The following is an 18,287-nucleotide window of genomic DNA, read 5'->3' on the forward strand; positions in this document are numbered from 1 at the left end:
ATGTACAATAGAAATGGGGCAAAAATATGAACAAAACGGATTGTCTGATCGTAGGCGGGGGACCGTCGGGACTATTCGCAGCATTTTATGCAGGATTACGAGGGTTAGACGTAACGATTATAGAGCACCAAGACCGACTCGGAGGAAAGCTTAAATTTTATTTAGATAAGATCGTATGGGATATCGGTGGCGTCGAGGCCAATACTGCGGCAAACATTCGCGAGTCCATGGTGAAACAAGGACTCACATTTGACCCGACCGTTCATTTGAATGAATCAGTGATCAGTGTAAATAAAGAAAGAGACGTGTTTAAAGTAGAGACAACAAAGGACACACATTACGCGAAGACGGTAATTTTAGCGACTGGCGTCGGTGTCTTTAGTCCGGTTAAACTTGATTTAAAAGAGACTGAAGACTTTGAGTATGAGAATTTGCACTACTACATCGAAGAAACCAAACACTATAAAGATAAGCATGTGTTAATCTCGGGTGGAGGAAATTCCGCACTCGACTGGGCCGCACATCTTGCGGACGGTATTGCAAACGTGACGCTCGTGTGTAGAAAAGATGAACTCAAAGGATACGAGGCGACAATCAAAGACTTAGAGACAAAACACGTCCGTATTATTAAGCAACGCACGATAGAAGAACTCCGTTCAAATCAAGACGGCACATTAATTGACCGCGTGGTTTTATCTGGTGGCGAAGAAATTGATGTCGATATTGTTTTTGTAAACCATGGATACAAGTCAGACAGTGCCTTATTAGAATCATTAAAAACTGATGTTAAAATGAACGAGCATAACCAAATATTGACAGAAGACCGAGTGAAAACAGGTGTGGATGGACTATATGCAATCGGCGACCAAGTCCACTATGACAACCGTGTACACCTGATTGCGACGGGATATCCTGAGGCAAGTGAAGCGGTGAATTTTGCGAAATATTATATCGATAAAGAAGAACGAGATTATGCAACAGTCTCTAGCCACAACGAAAAATTCGATGAATTAAATAAAGAAGTAAGACGTAATTTAGAATAATATAAATAAAGTTAGAGAATCACAGTCTGATTTTGAATCATAATAAACAAGGGATACCTCTTAAAAGAGACGTCTCTTGTTTTTTTCATTGTGAATAGGATTTGTTTTTAAACTAGGTGACTTGGCAGCTCTACTTTTGAAATAAAACTGATTTGTTTCTAAACTAGATGACTTAGACGCTCTACTTTTGAAATAAAACTGTTTTGTTTCTAAACTAGAAGACTTAGACGCTCTACTTTTGAAATAAAAACGATTTGTTTCTAAACTAGAGATGAAAACTGCCTAATTTTAAAATAAAATACCCCTCAAGCTGTTTAATACAGCCTTGAGGGGTACCTATCTTGTTTTTCAAATTATTTCAATCGATAAACACACGGTTTATCTTTTATTCTCTAGTTTACAATCATTTCAATTCCTTCTGGTGTTTCTACTGTTTCGCTCTTAGCGTCTGGCACTGATATGTTAAATGATTTTAAGCCGTATGTGTGCGCTGGATCGATTCTTGCTTTGTTACTCTGCCACTGGTTCACCGCAATGTGGTGGTGATATTTATTTGAGCCCATGAAATATGCGCTCATGACTTTAGTCGCAATTTCAAATCCATATTTACCGTAGAATTCTGGATTAATCGATTCGCCACCTTTCAGGTGTAAGTGACCGATCATCGTACCTTCTGGCATACCTGCCCACTCTGTATTCCCACTTGATTCAACAATTCCAGCAAAGTCTAAAGCTAGAGTGTCCATTGCCACTTGTCCGTTAGACCAAGTCCATGTATCTGGATCTCTATCCACATATACTTCAATACCGTTACCTTCAGGGTCAACAAGATACGTCGCTTCACTCACTAAGTGATCTCCACCTGATAGAGGAATCTGTCTACCAAACATATATTTGATAAAACGACCAAGATCCGCACGAGTTGGAAGTAAGATCGCGATGTGGAATAAACCAGCTTCACTTTGAGCCGCTACTCTACCGTTTTCTAATACTTCAAAAGTGAATGTGTGCGTGCTACCATCAAAACCAGCAACGAAACCTGAATCACTTTCTTCTATCAACTTCATACCCAACACATTGATGTAGAAATCTTTCTGTTTATTCAAATCTTGAATGTTTAATGTGATATTTGTTACATGAGCATTGTCTTTATGAAAATTCATTAGAATACCTATCCTTCTTAATATGATTACCGTATTTTAACATTGTTCGACACCGTTCTATTAACGATTTGCTCAAATCAAAAAATCTCTGATTTAATTAAGTTTGAAATGACAACACCTCATTTTATTTGTATGATAGATATATAAATTTATTTTGCGGGGAGTATACAATGGAACAAATTTATAAAGGTAAGACAAAAGACGTTTATAGAGATACTAACGGAGAGATTGTTCTCTTCTTTAAGGATGACATGACAGGTAAAGACGGTGTGTTTGACCCAGGTGAAAACCAAGTTGGACTCACAGTTGAAGGGTCTGGTCTTGCTGGACTTAAAATGACAACGTACTTCTTCGAATTATTAAATAAATTAGAAGTTCCAACGCACTTCATCTCTAGCGATTTCGACAAGAATGAGATGCGTGTGCGCGAAGTGACAACGTTTGGTGACGGCCTAGAAGTGATTTGCAGATACGTTGCGACTGGTAGCTACTACAAACGCTATGGTAAATACATTGAAGATGGCACTAAGCTAGACACTCCAATTGTTGAATTCACGTTAAAAGACGACGAACGACAAGATCCAGTAGCTTCAAAAGAAACGCTAGTAGCGTTAGACTTGCTTAACGAAGAAGACTACAACACAATTGCAGCACTCACTGTCCGTATCAGTGACGTTGTGAAAGAAAAATTAGCAGATAAAGGCCTAGAACTCTATGATATTAAACTTGAGTTCGGTAGAGATAAAGAAACGAACGATATCTTACTCATTGATGAAATCTCAGGTGGTAATATGCGTGTCTTTAAAGAGGATGAAAATATCCATCCCCTAGATATTGGAAATTACTTATTATAAAGAACTCGGAGAGCACATGCTCTCCGAGTTTTTTCTTGCCTAAATTTCCTACTATAACCTCGCTAACCTCTGAATTACATATACGTTTCTTAAAATAAATAAGGGGTATATTTTTTATACTATGTCTTTTAGGGGGTAAGCAGATGTTTGGGCTTTCTGATTTACTTTACTTAATTATTTCCGCTTTTATTATTTTGCCTGTTGTTGCATTTATGAGAGAATTTTCTTATCTAGTCGCAGGTGCTATGATTGGAATTGAAAATCCAAGAGTTACGATTGGCTCAGGACGAAAATTATTTTTAGTAAATTTAATCGGATTTGGTCAATTGGACTTTAGAAGAAATTATCACCTATATAGTTGGTTTTCATTTGACCAACTAAAAAGAGAAGGCAAATTTGCATATATCTTTCTATATGCGAGTCCAATTGTGTTTAGTACCACAGTTGGACTCATATTAAATGCATTACTTGCAAATGGGTATTTAGATGATTACGCGACGTTTTTTGATCGGTTTATTTTTTACTTGTTCTTTTATGTGTTATTTGATGCTGTACCGATGACAACTATTAATGGTAAGCCGAACAATGGTAAAATTATTTTTGATATGCTGCTACATGGAAAGCGAACGGATCCGAATCTTGAAGATTTTATTCCATCGACATCTAATGTCGATGAAGTGTATGAAGAAATTAAGGAAGATTTAGAAGATATTAAAAAAAATAACACCAAAAATGAGGTGTGGATATATTTATAATCACGCTAAAACTCGCTTTAGGTTTCATCATAATTTTATTAATTATGCGTTTGCTCGGAAAGCGAAATCTCGCACAACTTAATGCAGGCGACGTTATTTATTTACTTGTATTTGGAGGAATACTAGAAGAAAGTATTTATGATATAAGTGAAATAAAAAATATGTATGTTGAAAGTGATGGCGGATTTTCAATTGAAAAATATAATACTGCTTATCCGCTTAAAGAATATGATTACCAAATATATGAACTAATAAAGAATAATGAAATTAATACAGATACGCTTAAACATATCAATCATGATGAGCATTGGTTATTTAAGCAACTTGAAAAAAGACAGATTACTACAATTAACGACGTCTTTTATGCAGACTGGTCATTCGACCGAGGCATTCACATCATTAAATATAAATAGCATAGAAAAATCCCTTTGCTCGCATAATGAGCAAAGGGATTTTTAATAGATATTCTTATTATCTAGCTACAACGTTAGACGCTTGTGGTCCACGTTGTCCATCAGTGATGTCGAATTCTACTGTTTGGCCTTCTTCTAGTGACTTATATCCGTCACCAACGATTGAAGAGAAGTGAACGAATAAATCGTCTCCATCTGTTCTTTCGATGAATCCAAAACCTTTTTCTGAGTTAAACCATTTTACTGTACCGTTATTCATATTGAATACCTCCGTGTGCATTTGCACAAATATTTGTAACAAATTCATTTATCTAAACTGAGGATATTCAAAAAACAATACACAACATTTAAACTCACGATTCTTTATTACTTAATTACTAGTATACACGCATGTCGATGAGTTGTCCAGCAATTTCATCTAACTCCGATTATTTGTTACGATAGAACTAGAGAAAAAGGAGTGATTGGTGTGATTCGTAAAAAAGAACAGAAAGATAACAGAAAAGTTGCTGAGCTCGTTTATATCATTTGGGACGGTATGTCTCTTGAGATGATAGAGAAATTTGACAAGGAAACGATTCTAAGTGCGATTGAAGCATGTTTAGAGGACGAGGAATTCCAGACATCCGAGCGTACAATCCATGTGTATGAACAAGACGACGCAGTTGCAGGTTGTGTCGTGAGTTATCCTGGAAATACCGAGTTCGGATTTAAGCGTGTGTGGGAAAAACTTGGATTTGATGAGAAGTTCCATCCTTACAGTCCCCCACTCGAGGTGAAAGAAGCACGTGACGATGAGATGTACATAGATAGCGTTGCGACGTTTGGTGAGTACCGTGGGCAAGGCATTGCAACGAAGTTATTAAAGTACCTGTTAGAAAGTGACGATGGGCGCCCTTGGGGCTTAATATGCGAAGTAGAAAACGAGAAAGCTTTAGGTCTTTATCTGAAATTAGGGTTTAAAAAAGACGAGGACGTCCATTTATACGGACATGAGTATTATCATATGACGTATGTAAAGTAAGAGAGGGGAATTTACGTGATTCGAAAAGCAAGACCGGAGGATAAATACAGAATTGCCGAGCTGATCTATATTATTTGGAATGACATGGAACTTCGGGTGGTAAAAGAGTTGCCGAAAGAGAAAGTGATTCGTGCGATGGAGCGTTCGATTGTGGACGTGCAGTATCGCGATTACTATGAACATGTTTATGTGTATGAAGTGGACGGCGAAGTTGCTGGATGTTTAGTGAGTTATCCGGCGGATAGAGAACTTGAATTTGAGCGTAATTGGGAGAAGTTAGACTTGCCGGATGATATAAAAGCCTACGGAACACCCTTACCTGTTAAAGAAGCACGAGACGGTGAGATTTATATAGAATCCGTGGCAACGTTTAGTGAATATCGCGGACAAGGCATTGCATCAAAACTGTTTAAACATGTGCTGGAAACTGATACGAATGCGACGTGGGGCCTCATTTGTGAGAAAGATAACTACGGTGCACAACGTTTGTACGAAAAACTTGGATTTAAAGTAGACGGAGAAACTGAGTTGTATGGCCATGAGTATAATAGAATGGTGTATAGAGGTGAGTAATGAGTGACATCGCTTGGTTAATTGTATTTTGTGAAATCGCCTTTTGGGTCGTTATTGCCATCGGGTTGGTTTTTAGGTATATTTTTAGAAAAGAAAAATTAGGATTTATATTTTTAGCATTGACACCAGTGATTGATCTGGTGCTTTTAACAGTGACTACGTTTGACTTGATGAACGGAGCAACAGCAGGATATCCGCATGCAATAGCTGCAGTATATATTGCCGTGTCACTTGTGTTTGGTAGAGATATGATCCGCTGGTTTGATGACCGTTTTAGATATTATGTAATGAAGCAAGGAGAAAAGCCAGGGCAAGTATTTGGATATGATTATGCAAAACAATATGCAAAGTCGTTCATCAAACACATTATTGCGTACGTAATAGGAACTGGATTACTTTATCTGATAAAAATACTCGTACATAATAATGAGCAGACACAAGCGTTAGATGGAGTGATAAACGTCTGGACGATCGTTCTAGCAGTAGATCTAATCATAACACTCTCAAATTTTATATGGCCAAAGAAAAAGAAGTAATAACTTATTAAAGTGAACTGACCCCCTAAATTCGTATCCGGAATTAGGGGGTCAGTTCATGGTTTAGATGTTTTTTGTATGGAGACGGCGGGAGTCGAACCCGCGTCCAAGGGTCTTGCCACATTTCTTTCTACGTGTGTAGTTCTAGTTTAAATTTCGCAAAAATCCTGGTACCGAACGAACCTGAATTTAAGCTAGTCTGCTTAAGTTCTTCATACACCCTTCAGACTGCAGAGAGTATGCATATCCTACTAAATTTGAATCATCTCAATATGCCGTAGGATTACATAAGAGATGATGTAGCTGAATTAAGCAGCTACTAAATTGTTTTGTTTGCCAGTTATTATAACTGTTATCGTTGATGACGGAGTCGAAACCTCCGACACGCTTAAAATGCTCAACCAACCCCTGTCGAATCCAGAACGTCCCCTAATTATTAAATGAGTCAATCGACCGCATTTAATATCATATCATTTTTTCTGTTTTCTCTCAATAATTTTACATGTTACGTTCTTTTAACGCACGGTCGATGTCTCGTTTCATTTGCTTTTGTTTTAAGTCTTCACGTTTGTCATACTTTTTCTTACCTTTCGCAAGTCCGATGAGCACTTTACATACACCGTTCTTGATATACAGTCTTAACGGAATTAACGCATGACCGGGATTGTGAAGATATCCAATCAGCTTATCTATTTCTTTTTTATGAAGCAGTAATTTACGGGGCCTTAATGGATCATGGTTAAATCTGTTTCCTTCTTCATATGGTGCGACGTGCATATTATACACATACATCTCACCTTGGAAGTCACGGCAGAACGCGTCTTGCAAGTTTGCACTGCCGCGACGGATGGATTTAATTTCTGTTCCTTTTAAAACAATTCCCGCTTCAATCGTATCTTCTATAGAGTAATCATGACTGGCTTTTCTATTCTGGCTGAGTACTTTACTATGATGTTTTTTCATACGATTCTACTTCCTTTTCTTTTTACCTTTACCTTTCGGTGCTGCTTTGTAGAAAGGTTTTTTAGACTTTGGCTTCTTACCTCTTGATTCATTCACCTTATCTCTATGTGAACGACTTCTTGTTTTTGCCTTGATGTTAACTGGTTTTCTATTACGTCGTTGTTCGTCACGCTTACTTTCTGACATACCTACCACTTTAAAGTCGATGAGTCTCTCATCTAAGTTCACATCTTTGACTTCTATTTCTACAGTATCACCAATTCTGAACACTTTACCTGTCGATTCTCCGAGCATTGCCATCATGCGTTCATTGAAGTTATAGAAATCATCTGTAAGATTGTTTACATGTACCAGTCCTTCAATTGTGTTTGGTAATTCTACAAACATACCAAAGTTCATCACACCACTGATGACACCTTCAAATGTTTCACCAATGTGCTGTTGCATGAATTCTGCTTTCTTAAGATCAACTGTGTCTCTTTCAGCATCTACTGCACGACGTTCGCGTTCTGATGTGTGCTTCGCAATTTCTGGTAATTCTTTCTTGAAGTGGTCTACAGTCTCTTTACGCACATTTTTATTGATGATATACGTTCTAATCAGTCTGTGTACCATCAAGTCTGGATAACGTCTGATTGGTGACGTAAAGTGTGTGTAGTATTCAGTCGATAAACCAAAGTGTCCAAGTGATTCTTCAGAATATCTTGCTTGCTGCATCGATCTTAACATCAGTGTAGAAATAACCATTTCTTCTGGTGTATCTTTTACTTGTTCTAAGATTTCTTGAAGTGCGTGTGGGTGAATTTGATTCCCTTTTCCTTTAACAAATATTCCAAATCCAGTTAAGAAATCAAAGAACTGACGAAGTCTATCTTCTTTTGGATCCTCATGTACACGGTAAATGAATGGGAGTTCCATCCAATGGAATGTTTCTGCAACTGTTTCGTTTGCAAGTAACATAAACTCTTCAATGAGTTTCTCTCCTGCACCTCGTGTTCTTAATACGATATCTTCTGGGGAGCCTTCTTTATCAACCAGTACTTTTGCTTCATTAAAATCAAAGTCAATCGCACCGCGTAGTTCTCTCTTACGTCTTAGAATCTTAGCAAGTTCCCCTGCTTCTAAAATCATTGGTGTGATTTCATGAAACTCTTTTTTTGTGGCTTCGTCGTCATCTTCTAAAATCTTATTCACCGCTGTGTATGTCATTCTATAATCAGACTTGATTACACTTTCAAAGATTTCATGGTCAACGACTCTACCTTCATGATCCACTTCCATACGACAACTCATTGCGAGTCTTTCTACATCTGGATTTAATGAACAAATCCCATTAGATAACTTATGTGGAAGCATCGGAATTACTCTATCTACAAGATAAACGGACGTTCCTCTGTCATAAGCTTCTGTGTCGAGTGGTGAGCCTTCTTTAACATAGTGTGATACATCCGCAATGCTTACGGTTAACTCGTAGTTTCCATTTTTTAGTTTTTTAACTGCTACAGCATCATCTAAGTCTTTCGCATCTTCCCCATCAATTGTGATCGTTAAGTCATTACGTAAATCAACTCTGCCCTTTTTCTCGTCCTCTTGAACTGTTTCAGGTACGGATTCAATCTCATGCATAACGTCCGTTGGGAAATCGATGTTAATACCATGTTGAATTACGATAGAAAGGATATCAACACCCGGGTCATTCTCATGCCCTAAAATTCTTGTGATGTGTCCTTCAGGATTTTCATCATTATCCGGAAACTTTGTAATTTCAACAAGTACTTTATGTCCAGATACTGCACCTAAGTTATTGCTTTTAGAGATGAATATATCTTTCTTGAATGTTTGACTATCCGGTACAACAAAACCAAAACCTTTGCTGCCTTCGTATCGTCCAACCAGTTGTGTGATATTATGCTGTAGAATTTCTACAACAGTACCTTCAGAACTTTCTCCTCTAGAACCGTCTTTCAGTTCTACAAGAACAGTATCTCCGTCAAAGGCACCATTCACATCGCTTGGTGGGATGAAAATATCGTCCATCCCCTCTTCTTCGACGCGTAAGAATCCAAATCCACGTTTATGCATAGATAATGTCCCTTTGGCATACTTTGCTTCTGTTTCTTTAATATAACGGTCTTTCTTTGTTCTACGAATAACGCGCAACTCTTCTAGAGAGACTAAAGTTTTTACAAGTGCTTTAAAATCATCTGAGTCATGAGCGTCGAGTTCGTTCGTTAATTCTTCTATTGTTAAGGGTGTGTAATCATCACGATCGATGATCTCTAACACTTCACTTTTAAAATCTCTCATGAAAAATCCTCCTATATGTGTTCCTTTATAAATTCATAATAATCTTTAAAGAATGTTTCTTTATCTTTGTCTAGCGTTAATACGTGGCCTGAGTCTTTATAGTAGATTATATTTTTATCATCACTGTCTACTGTAGCATAAATTATTTTAGCACTACCTTGGTCAATGACTACGTCCTTCTCACCTTGAGCAATGAACATTGGGACATAGATTTCATCCAAATCATCTCTGACACTCATAATGAATGAACGAATGTCTTCAAACACAGATTCGTCAGATAAAAGATCAATCTCTTTCTCTATTTCCCCTTCATCCTTCTGTTCAAAACGTGATTTGAACATTCTCGCATATGTTTTAAAGTTCTCTAAGAGTTCGTCATTCGTTTTTAACGACATTGGAGAACAAACTGTAGCGAGTGCTTCAACTTCTCGGTCTAAAGTCAGTCTTAGTCCAAGAACACCACCGATTGATAGTCCGACAACAAACACACGATCATACTGTTTCTTTAACTCATCGTATGTGTCGACGACTTGTTTATACCAAATATACGGTGAACTTTTTAGAATCTTTTCTGGTGCCTCACCATGTCCTTCATAGTTAAACGAGTAGCTTGGAATGTCGTGTTTTTCTAAATATCGCCCGAGTTGTCTGACGTCTGAAGTATTACCTGTAAATCCATGTAACATCAGCACAACATAAGGTTTCTTACCTTCGTTAAAATGAAATTTCCCAGGAATTTTTACTTGCATTCTTTTACACCTCTTACTCACATTGTACGTTAAATCGTAACGAAACTAAATATCAACGGGTTGAACAAACGAAATTAAAAAAACCAAGCAATTATACATTGCTTGGCTTAAAATTCTTAGTTCATGCGTATTAACTTACATAAGTTAATAAAATCATTATTAAGAAGAATGCGACAGCTAGTATCACTGTAATTCTGTGTAGTACTAAGTCCATTCCACGTGCTTTTTGCTTACCGAATAATTGTTCAGCACCGCCGCTAATCGCGCCAGATAATCCAGCACTTTTACCAGATTGAAGTAACACAACCGCAATTAGTGAAATGCATACAATAATCAGTAACACGACTAGAGCTGTATACATTGCGTGTTCCTCCTGAGTATATATAACGTATTAAATTATATCAGTGTTTTTTCTAACTTACAATACTTTCAGTTACTTTTGTAAGTTATAGAATGCATCTAAACCTTTGTAAACTGCAGTTTCGTAAAGTTCATCTTCGATGCGGAGTAATTGGTTATACTTCGCCACACGATCCGTACGTGACGGTGCGCCTGTTTTGATTTGACCTGCATTTACTGCTACAGCGATATCTGCGATTGTTGTATCTTCTGTTTCCCCTGAACGGTGTGAGATGACTGCAGTGTAGCCTGCACGTTTCGCCATTTCAATTGCGTTGAACGTTTCAGTTAACGTACCGATTTGGTTTACTTTGATTAAGATAGAGTTACCTACACCTTGTTCAATCCCTTGTGCTAATTTATCCGTGTTTGTCACGAATAAGTCGTCACCCACAAGTTGTACTTTCTTACCAAGTTTTTCAGTCATAAGTTTATGACCTTCCCAGTCATTCTCATCTAAACCATCTTCGATAGAGATGATTGGGTACTTGTCACATAACTCAACATACCAATTTACAAGTTCTTCTGATGTATATGATTTACCTTCTCCTGAAAGTTCATATGTGTGTGATTCAGCGTTATAGAATTCGCTAGAAGCAACGTCCATCGCAAGTGCAATGTCTTTTTCTGGCTCGTAACCTGCTGCTTTAATTGCAGTGATTAACGTTTCTAAAGCTTCTTCGTTAGACCCTAGGTTAGGAGCAAATCCCCCTTCGTCACCTACAGCAGTTGCTAATCCTTTTTCTTTTAATACTTTTGCTAATGAGTGGAAGATTTCAGTTCCCATACGTAATGCATGTTTGAAGTTCGTCGCACCAACTGGCATGATCATGAACTCTTGGATGTCTACGTTGTTATCTGCGTGCTCTCCTCCGTTGATGATATTCATCATTGGCACTGGTAATTCAACTGCGTTGAATCCACCTAAGTATTTGTATAATGGTTGTCCAAGGTAGTCTGCTGCTGCACGCGCTGCTGCCATAGAAACACCGAGAATTGCGTTCGCACCTAGACGTGATTTGTTGTCCGTACCGTCTAAAGCAATCATCATTTTATCTAATGATACTTGTTCTAGAACTGAGAATTCACCTTCAACAATTTCAGGTGCAATTAAGTCATTCACGTTTTCAACTGCTTTAAGTACACCTTTACCTACGTAACGGTCTTTGTCTCCGTCTCTTAGTTCAACAGCTTCGTATTCTCCAGTTGAAGCACCTGATGGTACGATTGCGCGACCAAATGCGCCAGATTCTGTTAAAACTTCTACTTCAACTGTTGGGTTACCTCTTGAGTCGAGCACCTCACGTGCATATACATCAGTAATAATTGACATTTAAATATCTCCTTAGTAAATAATTATTTAATTAATGATTGGCCAGTCATTTCTTCTGGTTGTTTAATTCCAAGTAAATCTAGCACTGTTGGTGCGATGTCAGCTAAAATTCCACTGCCGACTTCAATGTCTTTTTTCGTTACAATAATTGGAACAGGATTTGTTGTATGTGCAGTCATTGGCGATCCATCGAGTTGTAATACCTCATCCGAGTTACCGTGATCTGCTGTGATGATTGCGACACCGTCTTGAGAGAGAATTTCTCTAACGATTGGACCTAAGCATTCATCTACCGCTTCAATCGCTTTAATTGTAGGCTCTAACTTACCGCTATGTCCAACCATATCTGGATTAGCGAAGTTAAGGATCATTAAATCGAGCTCTTTTGTTTTTAGTGCCTCTACTGCTCTATCTCTGACTTCATACGCACTCATCTCAGGTTGAAGATCATATGTTGCAACCTTAGGTGAGTCAATAAGAATGCGTGATTCACCATCAAACGGCGCATGACGTCCACCAGACATGAAATAAGTCACGTGTGGATATTTCTCAGTCTCAGCAATTCTTAATTGTTTCATTCCACTCTGTGCTACGACTTCACCAACCGTATTCTTTAAATCATCTTTATCAAATACGATATTTGCGTCAATCGCATCGTTGTAGTTTGTGAATGTTGTGAGCATAATATCTTCATACATATTTGGTTTAAACGCATCGAATTCCTCATCTTTAAACACTCGTGATAGTTGCGTTGCACGATCTGGTCTAAAGTTGAAGAAGATGATGCCATCGCCATCATGTACAAATTCTTTTTCTTCACCTACTACAAACGGAGTGATAAATTCATCAGTCACGTCGCTTTCATAGCATTCTAATATGCCCGACTTCGCATCTTTGAAAGAAGGTCCAACTCCATTCGTGATTGTGTCATATGCAAGTTTTGTACGTTCCCATCTTTTGTCACGGTCCATTGCATAATATCTGCCTGAAACTGTTTTAATTTCACCAATACCAATCGTTTGAATTTGTCTTTCTAACTCTTCTACATATTTTAAAGCGGATTGTTTTAAAACATCACGACCATCTAAGAACGCATGAATATAAACTTTTTTGATGTCGTGTTCTTTAGCGAGCTTTAATAACGCAAATAGGTGATCATAATGTGAGTGAACACCTCCGTCACTAAGTAAACCCATGAGATGTAGTGTACTATCATGATCTTTCACATGCTGAATCGTTTTTAGTAACATATCATTTTTAAAGAATGACTCATCTTCAATTGATTTATTAATACGCGTTAAACTCTGATAGACGATACGTCCAGCACCAATGTTTAAATGTCCAACTTCAGAGTTCCCCATTTGTCCTTTAGGTAGACCAACCTCTTCTCCAGAAGCGATGAGAATATTATGTGGGTATTCATTGTAGTAATAATCGAAGTTGGGTTTATTTGCTTGCGCAACGGCATTACCTTTTACTTCATCACGACAAGCGAAACCATCTAAAATGATTAAACCAACCGGTTTAGTCATTTTTGGCACCTTCTAGTAGTGCTATAAAGCCATCTACTTCTAGTGATGCACCGCCTACTAAAGCACCATCAATATCCGCTTCAGCCATGTACTCAGTAATGTTTTCAGGTTTAACAGATCCACCATATTGAATACGTACAGCTTCTGCTACTGAGTCACTATATAGTTCTTTAATTGTCTCACGAATGAATTTACACATATCGTTCGCATCTTTACTTGTTGCTGATTTACCTGTACCGATTGCCCAAATTGGTTCATAAGCGACAACAACTTTAGATGCATCTGTTTCAGTTACGTTCATAAACGCTTTCTCTATTTGTCTTTTAATGAGTGATTCGTATGAGCCGTCTTCACGCTCTTCTAATGATTCACCTACACACACTACGGGAACAACATTCTTTTCTAAAGACTTAAGTATCTTTTTATTAATTGCTTCATCAGTTTCAGCAAAAAACTGTCTTCTTTCGCTGTGTCCAATAATTACATAATCGACTCCAAGGTCTGCTAGACTCGCAATTGAAACTTCACCAGTGAATGCACCACTGTCTTCATAGTGTCCATTTTCAGCACCAATTCCAAAATCTGAATCCTTTGAACCTGCCACAAGATCGCTCAAGTGAATAAACGGTGCACAGATGCCTGCTTCAACACTTTTTGGTAGTTCTCTTGTTTTTAATTCATCTATAAATTCAATCGCTTCACCAAGCGTTTTATGCATTTTCCAGTTACCAAGTATAATTGGTTTACGCATTATAAATCTCTCCTATTTGTTGTTAATTGCATTTAGTCCAGGTAATACTTTACCTTCTAGGTATTCTAAGGAAGCACCGCCACCCGTTGATACGTGTGAGAATTTGTCTGCAAATCCAAGGTCTTCTGCAGCTGTTGCAGAATCTCCACCACCGATAATCGTGATTGCATCATCCAGTTTAGCGAGTGATTCACATACTTTAATCGTACCTTGCGCAAAGTTTTCCATTTCGAACACACCCATCGGACCATTCCAAACCACTGTTTTTGCCTCTTTAAGTACATCGTTGAATCGTGCTACTGTTTTCTCACCGATATCTAATGCCATTTCGTCATCTTCAATACTTTCTAAATCTACTGTTCTAAATGCACTGTCATTGCTGAATTCTTTCGCAACAACTAAATCTACAGGTAATACGAGCTTATCTTTACCTTTTTCAATCAGTGATTTTGCGAGATCTAGGTTATCTTCTTCAACTAGGGATTTACCTGTGTCATGTCCTAAAGCACGAACAAATGTGTTCGCCATTCCCCCACCGATTAAGATCTTATCTGCTTTTTCAAGTAAACGTTCGATCACTGTAATTTTATCAGAAACTTTCGCACCACCTAAGATTGCCACAAATGGACGTTCCGGTTCGTCTACTGCATTACCGATAAATTCAATTTCCTTTTCCATTAAGAATCCAGAAACAGCTTCAACGTTTTCAGAAATACCAACGTTAGATGCATGCGCACGGTGAGCCGTACCGAATGCATCGTTTACGAATACATCTCCTAAAGATGCCCAGTATTTCCCAAGCTCTGGATCATTTTTACTTTCTTTTTTGCCCTCTAAATCCTCAAAGCGCGTATTCTCTACTAAAAGTACCTCTCCTGACTTTAAGTCTTCGACTGCACTTTCAAGTTCAGCACCACGTGTTTCGTTCACAAATAAAACGTCTCTGTCAATCAATTGACTTAAACGCTTTGCTACTGGGAAAAGTGATAGTTTTTCTTTGTCACTTTCTTCTTTCACACGACCGAGGTGTGAGAATAATACAACCTTTGCACCTTGGTCTAAAATGTATTGAATTGTAGGTAGTGCTGCTTTGATTCGCTTGTCATTAGTAATGACCCCGTTATCCATAGGCACGTTAAAATCCGCACGTACAAGCACTGTTTTTCCTGATAATTCAACATCTTTAACTGTCTTTTTCATGAATACGCCTCCATTAATTACACTAACCTTATTATACAGATAACGGGCACAATTTTAAATCAAAAAAAGACGGTTTATTCACCTAAATTGGTGAAATAACCGTCTATATACTCATGTATTGTGAAAAAATCTATAATCCCTTCTTGGATAATCTCTTCTTGATGCATAACTACAGGAATTCTTAACATATATTCCTCTTGTAACACGTCATCATGATCGATATTGATACGCTCATAATCGACGTTTTCAAAATCCTCTAATGCTAGTTTGAGCTCTATAATCGCATCGTCACATAATTTACAGTCGTTTCTCATCAGTAATTTAAGACGCATGATTCTTCTCCTTAACCCGGTTTGATATATTGCGGAACAGCTCATAAATCATTTCTGTCAAAATGATTCCCATAGCAATTGAAAATGATATAAGTGCAGCTTGGGCCCCTGATTCTAATGCTTTTGAATAATCACTTTCAACGATATTTCTTACCGCTTCATAAGCCTTACCTCCAGGTACAAGCGGAATAAGACCACATGTAACAAAGACGATAATAGGCGCTCGGAATTTTTTAGTAAAAATAATCGAAAATGTTGTAAGCATAATCGCACCAGCAAAGTTTGAGAGTAATGGGTTAATATCGAAGCCTTGTAATAAAATATAATAAGTCAGCCATGCACAAGCACCTGTTATCCCACTTGCTATTAAATGTTTTCTAGGGATATTGAATAAAATACCAAAGCTAAAAGAGGCAACGAAACTGAAAAAGAATTGCAAAAAGATATTCATACTAGAATCACCCTACAAGTACGAAGACTATACCTACACCAGCACCAATCGCTACTGCTGTAAGTCCTGCTTCGACCCCTTTCATTGTTCCTGCTAAAAAATGCCCACGAATAATTTCTCTTAATGCATTCGTAATCGGTACACCAGGGACAAGTGGCATTACTGACGCGATGATAATAAGATCCACATTCGACCCTATACCGAGCCCAACATAGATATTTGCAATTAGCGCAATCATTAATGCAGCTAACACTTCAGTAAAAAATTTAATAGATGTATATCTCTGTATCCCTTCTGTAATAAAAACCCCAGTAGCAGCAGCAATAAATGTCACTGCTAAATCTTGAATGGGTCCTCCAAACATCATAAGAAACATAGAGCCAGCAATACCGCCAAACATTACCATAAGCCACATAGGGAATATTCTTGAATCACTAATTTTTTTTAGTTCGATAAGCGCATCTTCAATATTTAAACCACTCACGATTCTTCTAGACAAATCATTGATATTAACGACTTTTTCCAAGTTGTTGTTGCGTTCAGTGATGCGTACTTGTTGAGATAGAGAATAGTCATTCATAGAGAGGATAATCACTGTTGTTGTAACAAATACTTGAACGTTCTCTATGCCATAGTATGTAGCGATTCGGTACATGGTATCTTCAACACGATACGTTTCCGCACCATTCTCCATCAACGTTTTTCCACAGTTTAGCGCCACGAAAAACACTTTTCTCACATACTTTAAATCAAGACTATCATCTGGACGGTCTAATTGTTCTAATTGGTCAAGCATACATTAGCCTCCAAAAATAAGTTATACATCATTATACTAAATCGAGACTAAAATAGTAACGCACTTTACACACTTGGCACAAATAGATGTCCATTGGTTGAAGCCATAATTGCTTTAATCGAATGGAGCCTATTCTCAGCTTGTATAAACTGTTTTGCGTTCGGACTTTTAAACACATCATCCGTAACTTCCATTTCATCGATACCATACTTTTCTTTTACATAATTTCCTACCTCTGTATCTGTATTATGAAACGCAGGAAGACAGTGCATAAAAATATATTCCCCTTCAATATGGGACACAAGTTCTTTATTCACCTGGTATTTGTATAACTCATCAATTCTTTCTTTAAACTTATCTTCTTCACCCATAGATGCCCATACATCAGTGTAGACAACTGTTGCTTTTTTAACAGCAACATTCGGATCTTTGTTAAATGTAATAGAAGCACCACTCTCAGAAGAAAGTGTTTCAATGAGTGCCAGAGTTTTAGAATTTGGACGTAAACAATCAGGTGAAGCGGTTGTCATATCGATACCTAGAATTGCACACGTCACCATGAGACTAATTGCGACGTTACTAGAACCATCGCCACAAAAGACGACGTGCTGGTGATCAAAAGTGCCATAATGCTCTTTAATTGTCATGAAATCTGCAATCATTTGAGTCGGATGCCACTCATCCGTCATACCGTTCCATATAGACACACCCGCCTGTTCGACAAAAGTATCTACAATATCTTGTTTAGAAACACGGAGCATGATTCCATCAAACATAGAACCAAATACTCTGGCAGAATCCAGAACAGACTCTTTCTTACCGAACTGAATGTCACTTTTAACGAGCGTTTCACTATGTGCACCAAGATCATGACTCGCTACAACATAAGCTGAACGTGTTCTTGAAGATGTTTTATCAAAAATAAGTGCGATATTTTGCCCCTTTAAATATTCATGTGGAATACGATTGGCCTTTAATTGTTTTAAATGAATAGAAAAATCAATTAAATATTCGAGTTCTGCTTTAGTAAAATCTTGCAACAAATTAAAATGCTTAGGAGTATACATGTGCCACCTCATTTAATCATTCTTTAGTAAATATTTATTAATTATA

Annotated in this window: 21 protein-coding genes and 1 other RNA gene; 7 read left to right on the plus strand and 15 right to left on the minus strand. The window is 37.6% G+C overall.

Annotation, left to right across the window (positions count from 1 at the left end):
• Positions 1-26 precede the first annotated feature (26 nt).
• Positions 27-1,043 carry an NAD(P)/FAD-dependent oxidoreductase gene (locus tag IEU51_RS04260; protein WP_186085298.1) on the plus strand — a complete coding sequence of 339 codons (1,017 nt, stop codon included), beginning with the start codon at positions 27-29 and terminating at the stop codon, positions 1,041-1,043.
• Between the two features lie 392 nt (positions 1,044-1,435).
• Here IEU51_RS04260 and IEU51_RS04265 read toward each other — a convergent pair whose 3' ends face one another.
• Entirely contained in the window at positions 1,436-2,206 is a 771-nt protein-coding gene (locus IEU51_RS04265) for a VOC family protein (RefSeq protein WP_186085295.1), read from the minus strand.
• 170 nt (positions 2,207-2,376) lie between these two features.
• Here IEU51_RS04265 and IEU51_RS04270 point away from each other — a divergent pair, with 170 nt between their 5' ends.
• The 3 genes from IEU51_RS04270 (at position 2,377) to IEU51_RS04280 (ending at position 4,228) form a co-directional block, all read left to right on the plus strand.
• On the plus strand, positions 2,377-3,060 hold the full coding sequence (locus IEU51_RS04270) for a phosphoribosylaminoimidazolesuccinocarboxamide synthase (protein ID WP_186085292.1): 684 nt from the start codon (positions 2,377-2,379) through the stop codon (positions 3,058-3,060).
• A 143-nt stretch (positions 3,061-3,203) separates the two neighbouring features.
• On the plus strand, positions 3,204-3,815 hold the full coding sequence (locus IEU51_RS04275) for a hypothetical protein (protein ID WP_186085289.1): 612 nt from the start codon (positions 3,204-3,206) through the stop codon (positions 3,813-3,815).
• A gap of 44 nt (positions 3,816-3,859) precedes the next feature.
• Positions 3,860-4,228 carry a YetF domain-containing protein gene (locus IEU51_RS04280; RefSeq protein WP_188349270.1) on the plus strand — a complete coding sequence of 123 codons (369 nt, stop codon included), beginning with the start codon at positions 3,860-3,862 and terminating at the stop codon, positions 4,226-4,228.
• A 58-nt stretch (positions 4,229-4,286) separates the two neighbouring features.
• Here the strand turns inward: IEU51_RS04280 and IEU51_RS04285 are convergent, their stop codons facing one another.
• The gene (locus IEU51_RS04285) at positions 4,287-4,487 is read right to left on the minus strand and encodes a cold-shock protein (RefSeq protein ID WP_186085283.1); all 201 of its coding nucleotides are present in this window, start codon (positions 4,485-4,487) and stop codon (positions 4,287-4,289) included.
• 210 nt (positions 4,488-4,697) lie between these two features.
• Between IEU51_RS04285 and IEU51_RS04290 the strand changes: the two genes are divergently transcribed.
• The 3 genes from IEU51_RS04290 to IEU51_RS04300 are packed head-to-tail and all read left to right on the plus strand — an operon-like array spanning position 4,698 to position 6,361.
• A complete protein-coding gene (locus IEU51_RS04290; RefSeq protein ID WP_186085280.1) occupies positions 4,698-5,252 on the plus strand; it encodes a GNAT family N-acetyltransferase in 555 nt (184 codons plus the stop codon).
• A gap of 15 nt (positions 5,253-5,267) precedes the next feature.
• On the plus strand, positions 5,268-5,825 hold the full coding sequence (locus IEU51_RS04295) for a GNAT family N-acetyltransferase (protein WP_186085277.1): 558 nt from the start codon (positions 5,268-5,270) through the stop codon (positions 5,823-5,825).
• Positions 5,825-6,361, plus strand: a complete 537-nt coding sequence (locus IEU51_RS04300; protein WP_186085274.1) for a hypothetical protein — start codon at positions 5,825-5,827, stop codon at positions 6,359-6,361. The genes IEU51_RS04295 and IEU51_RS04300 overlap by 1 nt, the downstream gene beginning before the upstream one ends.
• 76 nt (positions 6,362-6,437) lie before the next feature.
• On the opposite strand, the gene ssrA is transcribed toward IEU51_RS04300, so the two are convergent.
• The 13 genes from ssrA to argF form a co-directional block, all read right to left on the minus strand.
• Positions 6,438-6,791, minus strand: a transfer-messenger RNA (tmRNA) gene (gene ssrA / locus IEU51_RS04305).
• Between the two features lie 68 nt (positions 6,792-6,859).
• A complete protein-coding gene (smpB, locus tag IEU51_RS04310) occupies positions 6,860-7,324 on the minus strand; it encodes an SsrA-binding protein SmpB (protein ID WP_186085271.1) in 465 nt (154 codons plus the stop codon).
• Positions 7,325-7,330: 6 nt separating this feature from the next.
• A complete protein-coding gene (rnr, locus tag IEU51_RS04315; RefSeq protein ID WP_186085253.1) occupies positions 7,331-9,631 on the minus strand; it encodes a ribonuclease R in 2,301 nt (766 codons plus the stop codon).
• An 11-nt stretch (positions 9,632-9,642) separates the two neighbouring features.
• Positions 9,643-10,380: an alpha/beta hydrolase gene (locus tag IEU51_RS04320; RefSeq protein ID WP_186085250.1), complete on the minus strand. Its 738-nt coding sequence runs from the start codon at positions 10,378-10,380 to the stop codon at positions 9,643-9,645.
• Between the two features lie 130 nt (positions 10,381-10,510).
• The gene (gene secG / locus IEU51_RS04325) at positions 10,511-10,741 is read right to left on the minus strand and encodes a preprotein translocase subunit SecG (RefSeq protein ID WP_186078345.1); all 231 of its coding nucleotides are present in this window, start codon (positions 10,739-10,741) and stop codon (positions 10,511-10,513) included.
• Between the two features lie 72 nt (positions 10,742-10,813).
• Positions 10,814-12,112: a phosphopyruvate hydratase gene (eno, locus tag IEU51_RS04330; protein WP_186085247.1), complete on the minus strand. Its 1,299-nt coding sequence runs from the start codon at positions 12,110-12,112 to the stop codon at positions 10,814-10,816.
• A 23-nt stretch (positions 12,113-12,135) separates the two neighbouring features.
• Positions 12,136-13,644, minus strand: a complete 1,509-nt coding sequence (gene gpmI / locus IEU51_RS04335) for a 2,3-bisphosphoglycerate-independent phosphoglycerate mutase (protein ID WP_186085244.1) — start codon at positions 13,642-13,644, stop codon at positions 12,136-12,138.
• Positions 13,637-14,395 (minus strand): triose-phosphate isomerase, encoded by a 759-nt coding sequence (gene tpiA, locus IEU51_RS09265; RefSeq protein WP_186085241.1) that lies wholly within the window; start codon positions 14,393-14,395, stop codon positions 13,637-13,639. The genes gpmI and tpiA overlap by 8 nt, the downstream gene beginning before the upstream one ends.
• Before the next feature lie 12 nt (positions 14,396-14,407).
• On the minus strand, positions 14,408-15,595 hold the full coding sequence (locus IEU51_RS09270) for a phosphoglycerate kinase (RefSeq protein ID WP_186085238.1): 1,188 nt from the start codon (positions 15,593-15,595) through the stop codon (positions 14,408-14,410).
• A 74-nt stretch (positions 15,596-15,669) separates the two neighbouring features.
• Positions 15,670-15,927, minus strand: a complete 258-nt coding sequence (locus tag IEU51_RS04345; RefSeq protein WP_186085235.1) for a glutaredoxin family protein — start codon at positions 15,925-15,927, stop codon at positions 15,670-15,672.
• Positions 15,917-16,378, minus strand: a complete 462-nt coding sequence (locus IEU51_RS04350) for a threonine/serine exporter family protein (protein WP_186085232.1) — start codon at positions 16,376-16,378, stop codon at positions 15,917-15,919. The genes IEU51_RS04345 and IEU51_RS04350 overlap by 11 nt, the downstream gene beginning before the upstream one ends.
• A gap of 7 nt (positions 16,379-16,385) precedes the next feature.
• Positions 16,386-17,174 (minus strand): threonine/serine exporter family protein, encoded by a 789-nt coding sequence (locus tag IEU51_RS04355; protein WP_186085229.1) that lies wholly within the window; start codon positions 17,172-17,174, stop codon positions 16,386-16,388.
• 65 nt (positions 17,175-17,239) lie between these two features.
• On the minus strand, positions 17,240-18,241 hold the full coding sequence (gene argF, locus IEU51_RS04360; protein WP_186085226.1) for an ornithine carbamoyltransferase: 1,002 nt from the start codon (positions 18,239-18,241) through the stop codon (positions 17,240-17,242).
• Positions 18,242-18,287: the final 46 nt, after the last annotated feature.

The sequence above is a fragment of the Phocicoccus schoeneichii genome (assembly GCF_014635565.1).
In the GTDB taxonomy this organism is placed as follows: domain Bacteria; phylum Bacillota; class Bacilli; order Staphylococcales; family Salinicoccaceae; genus Phocicoccus; species Phocicoccus schoeneichii.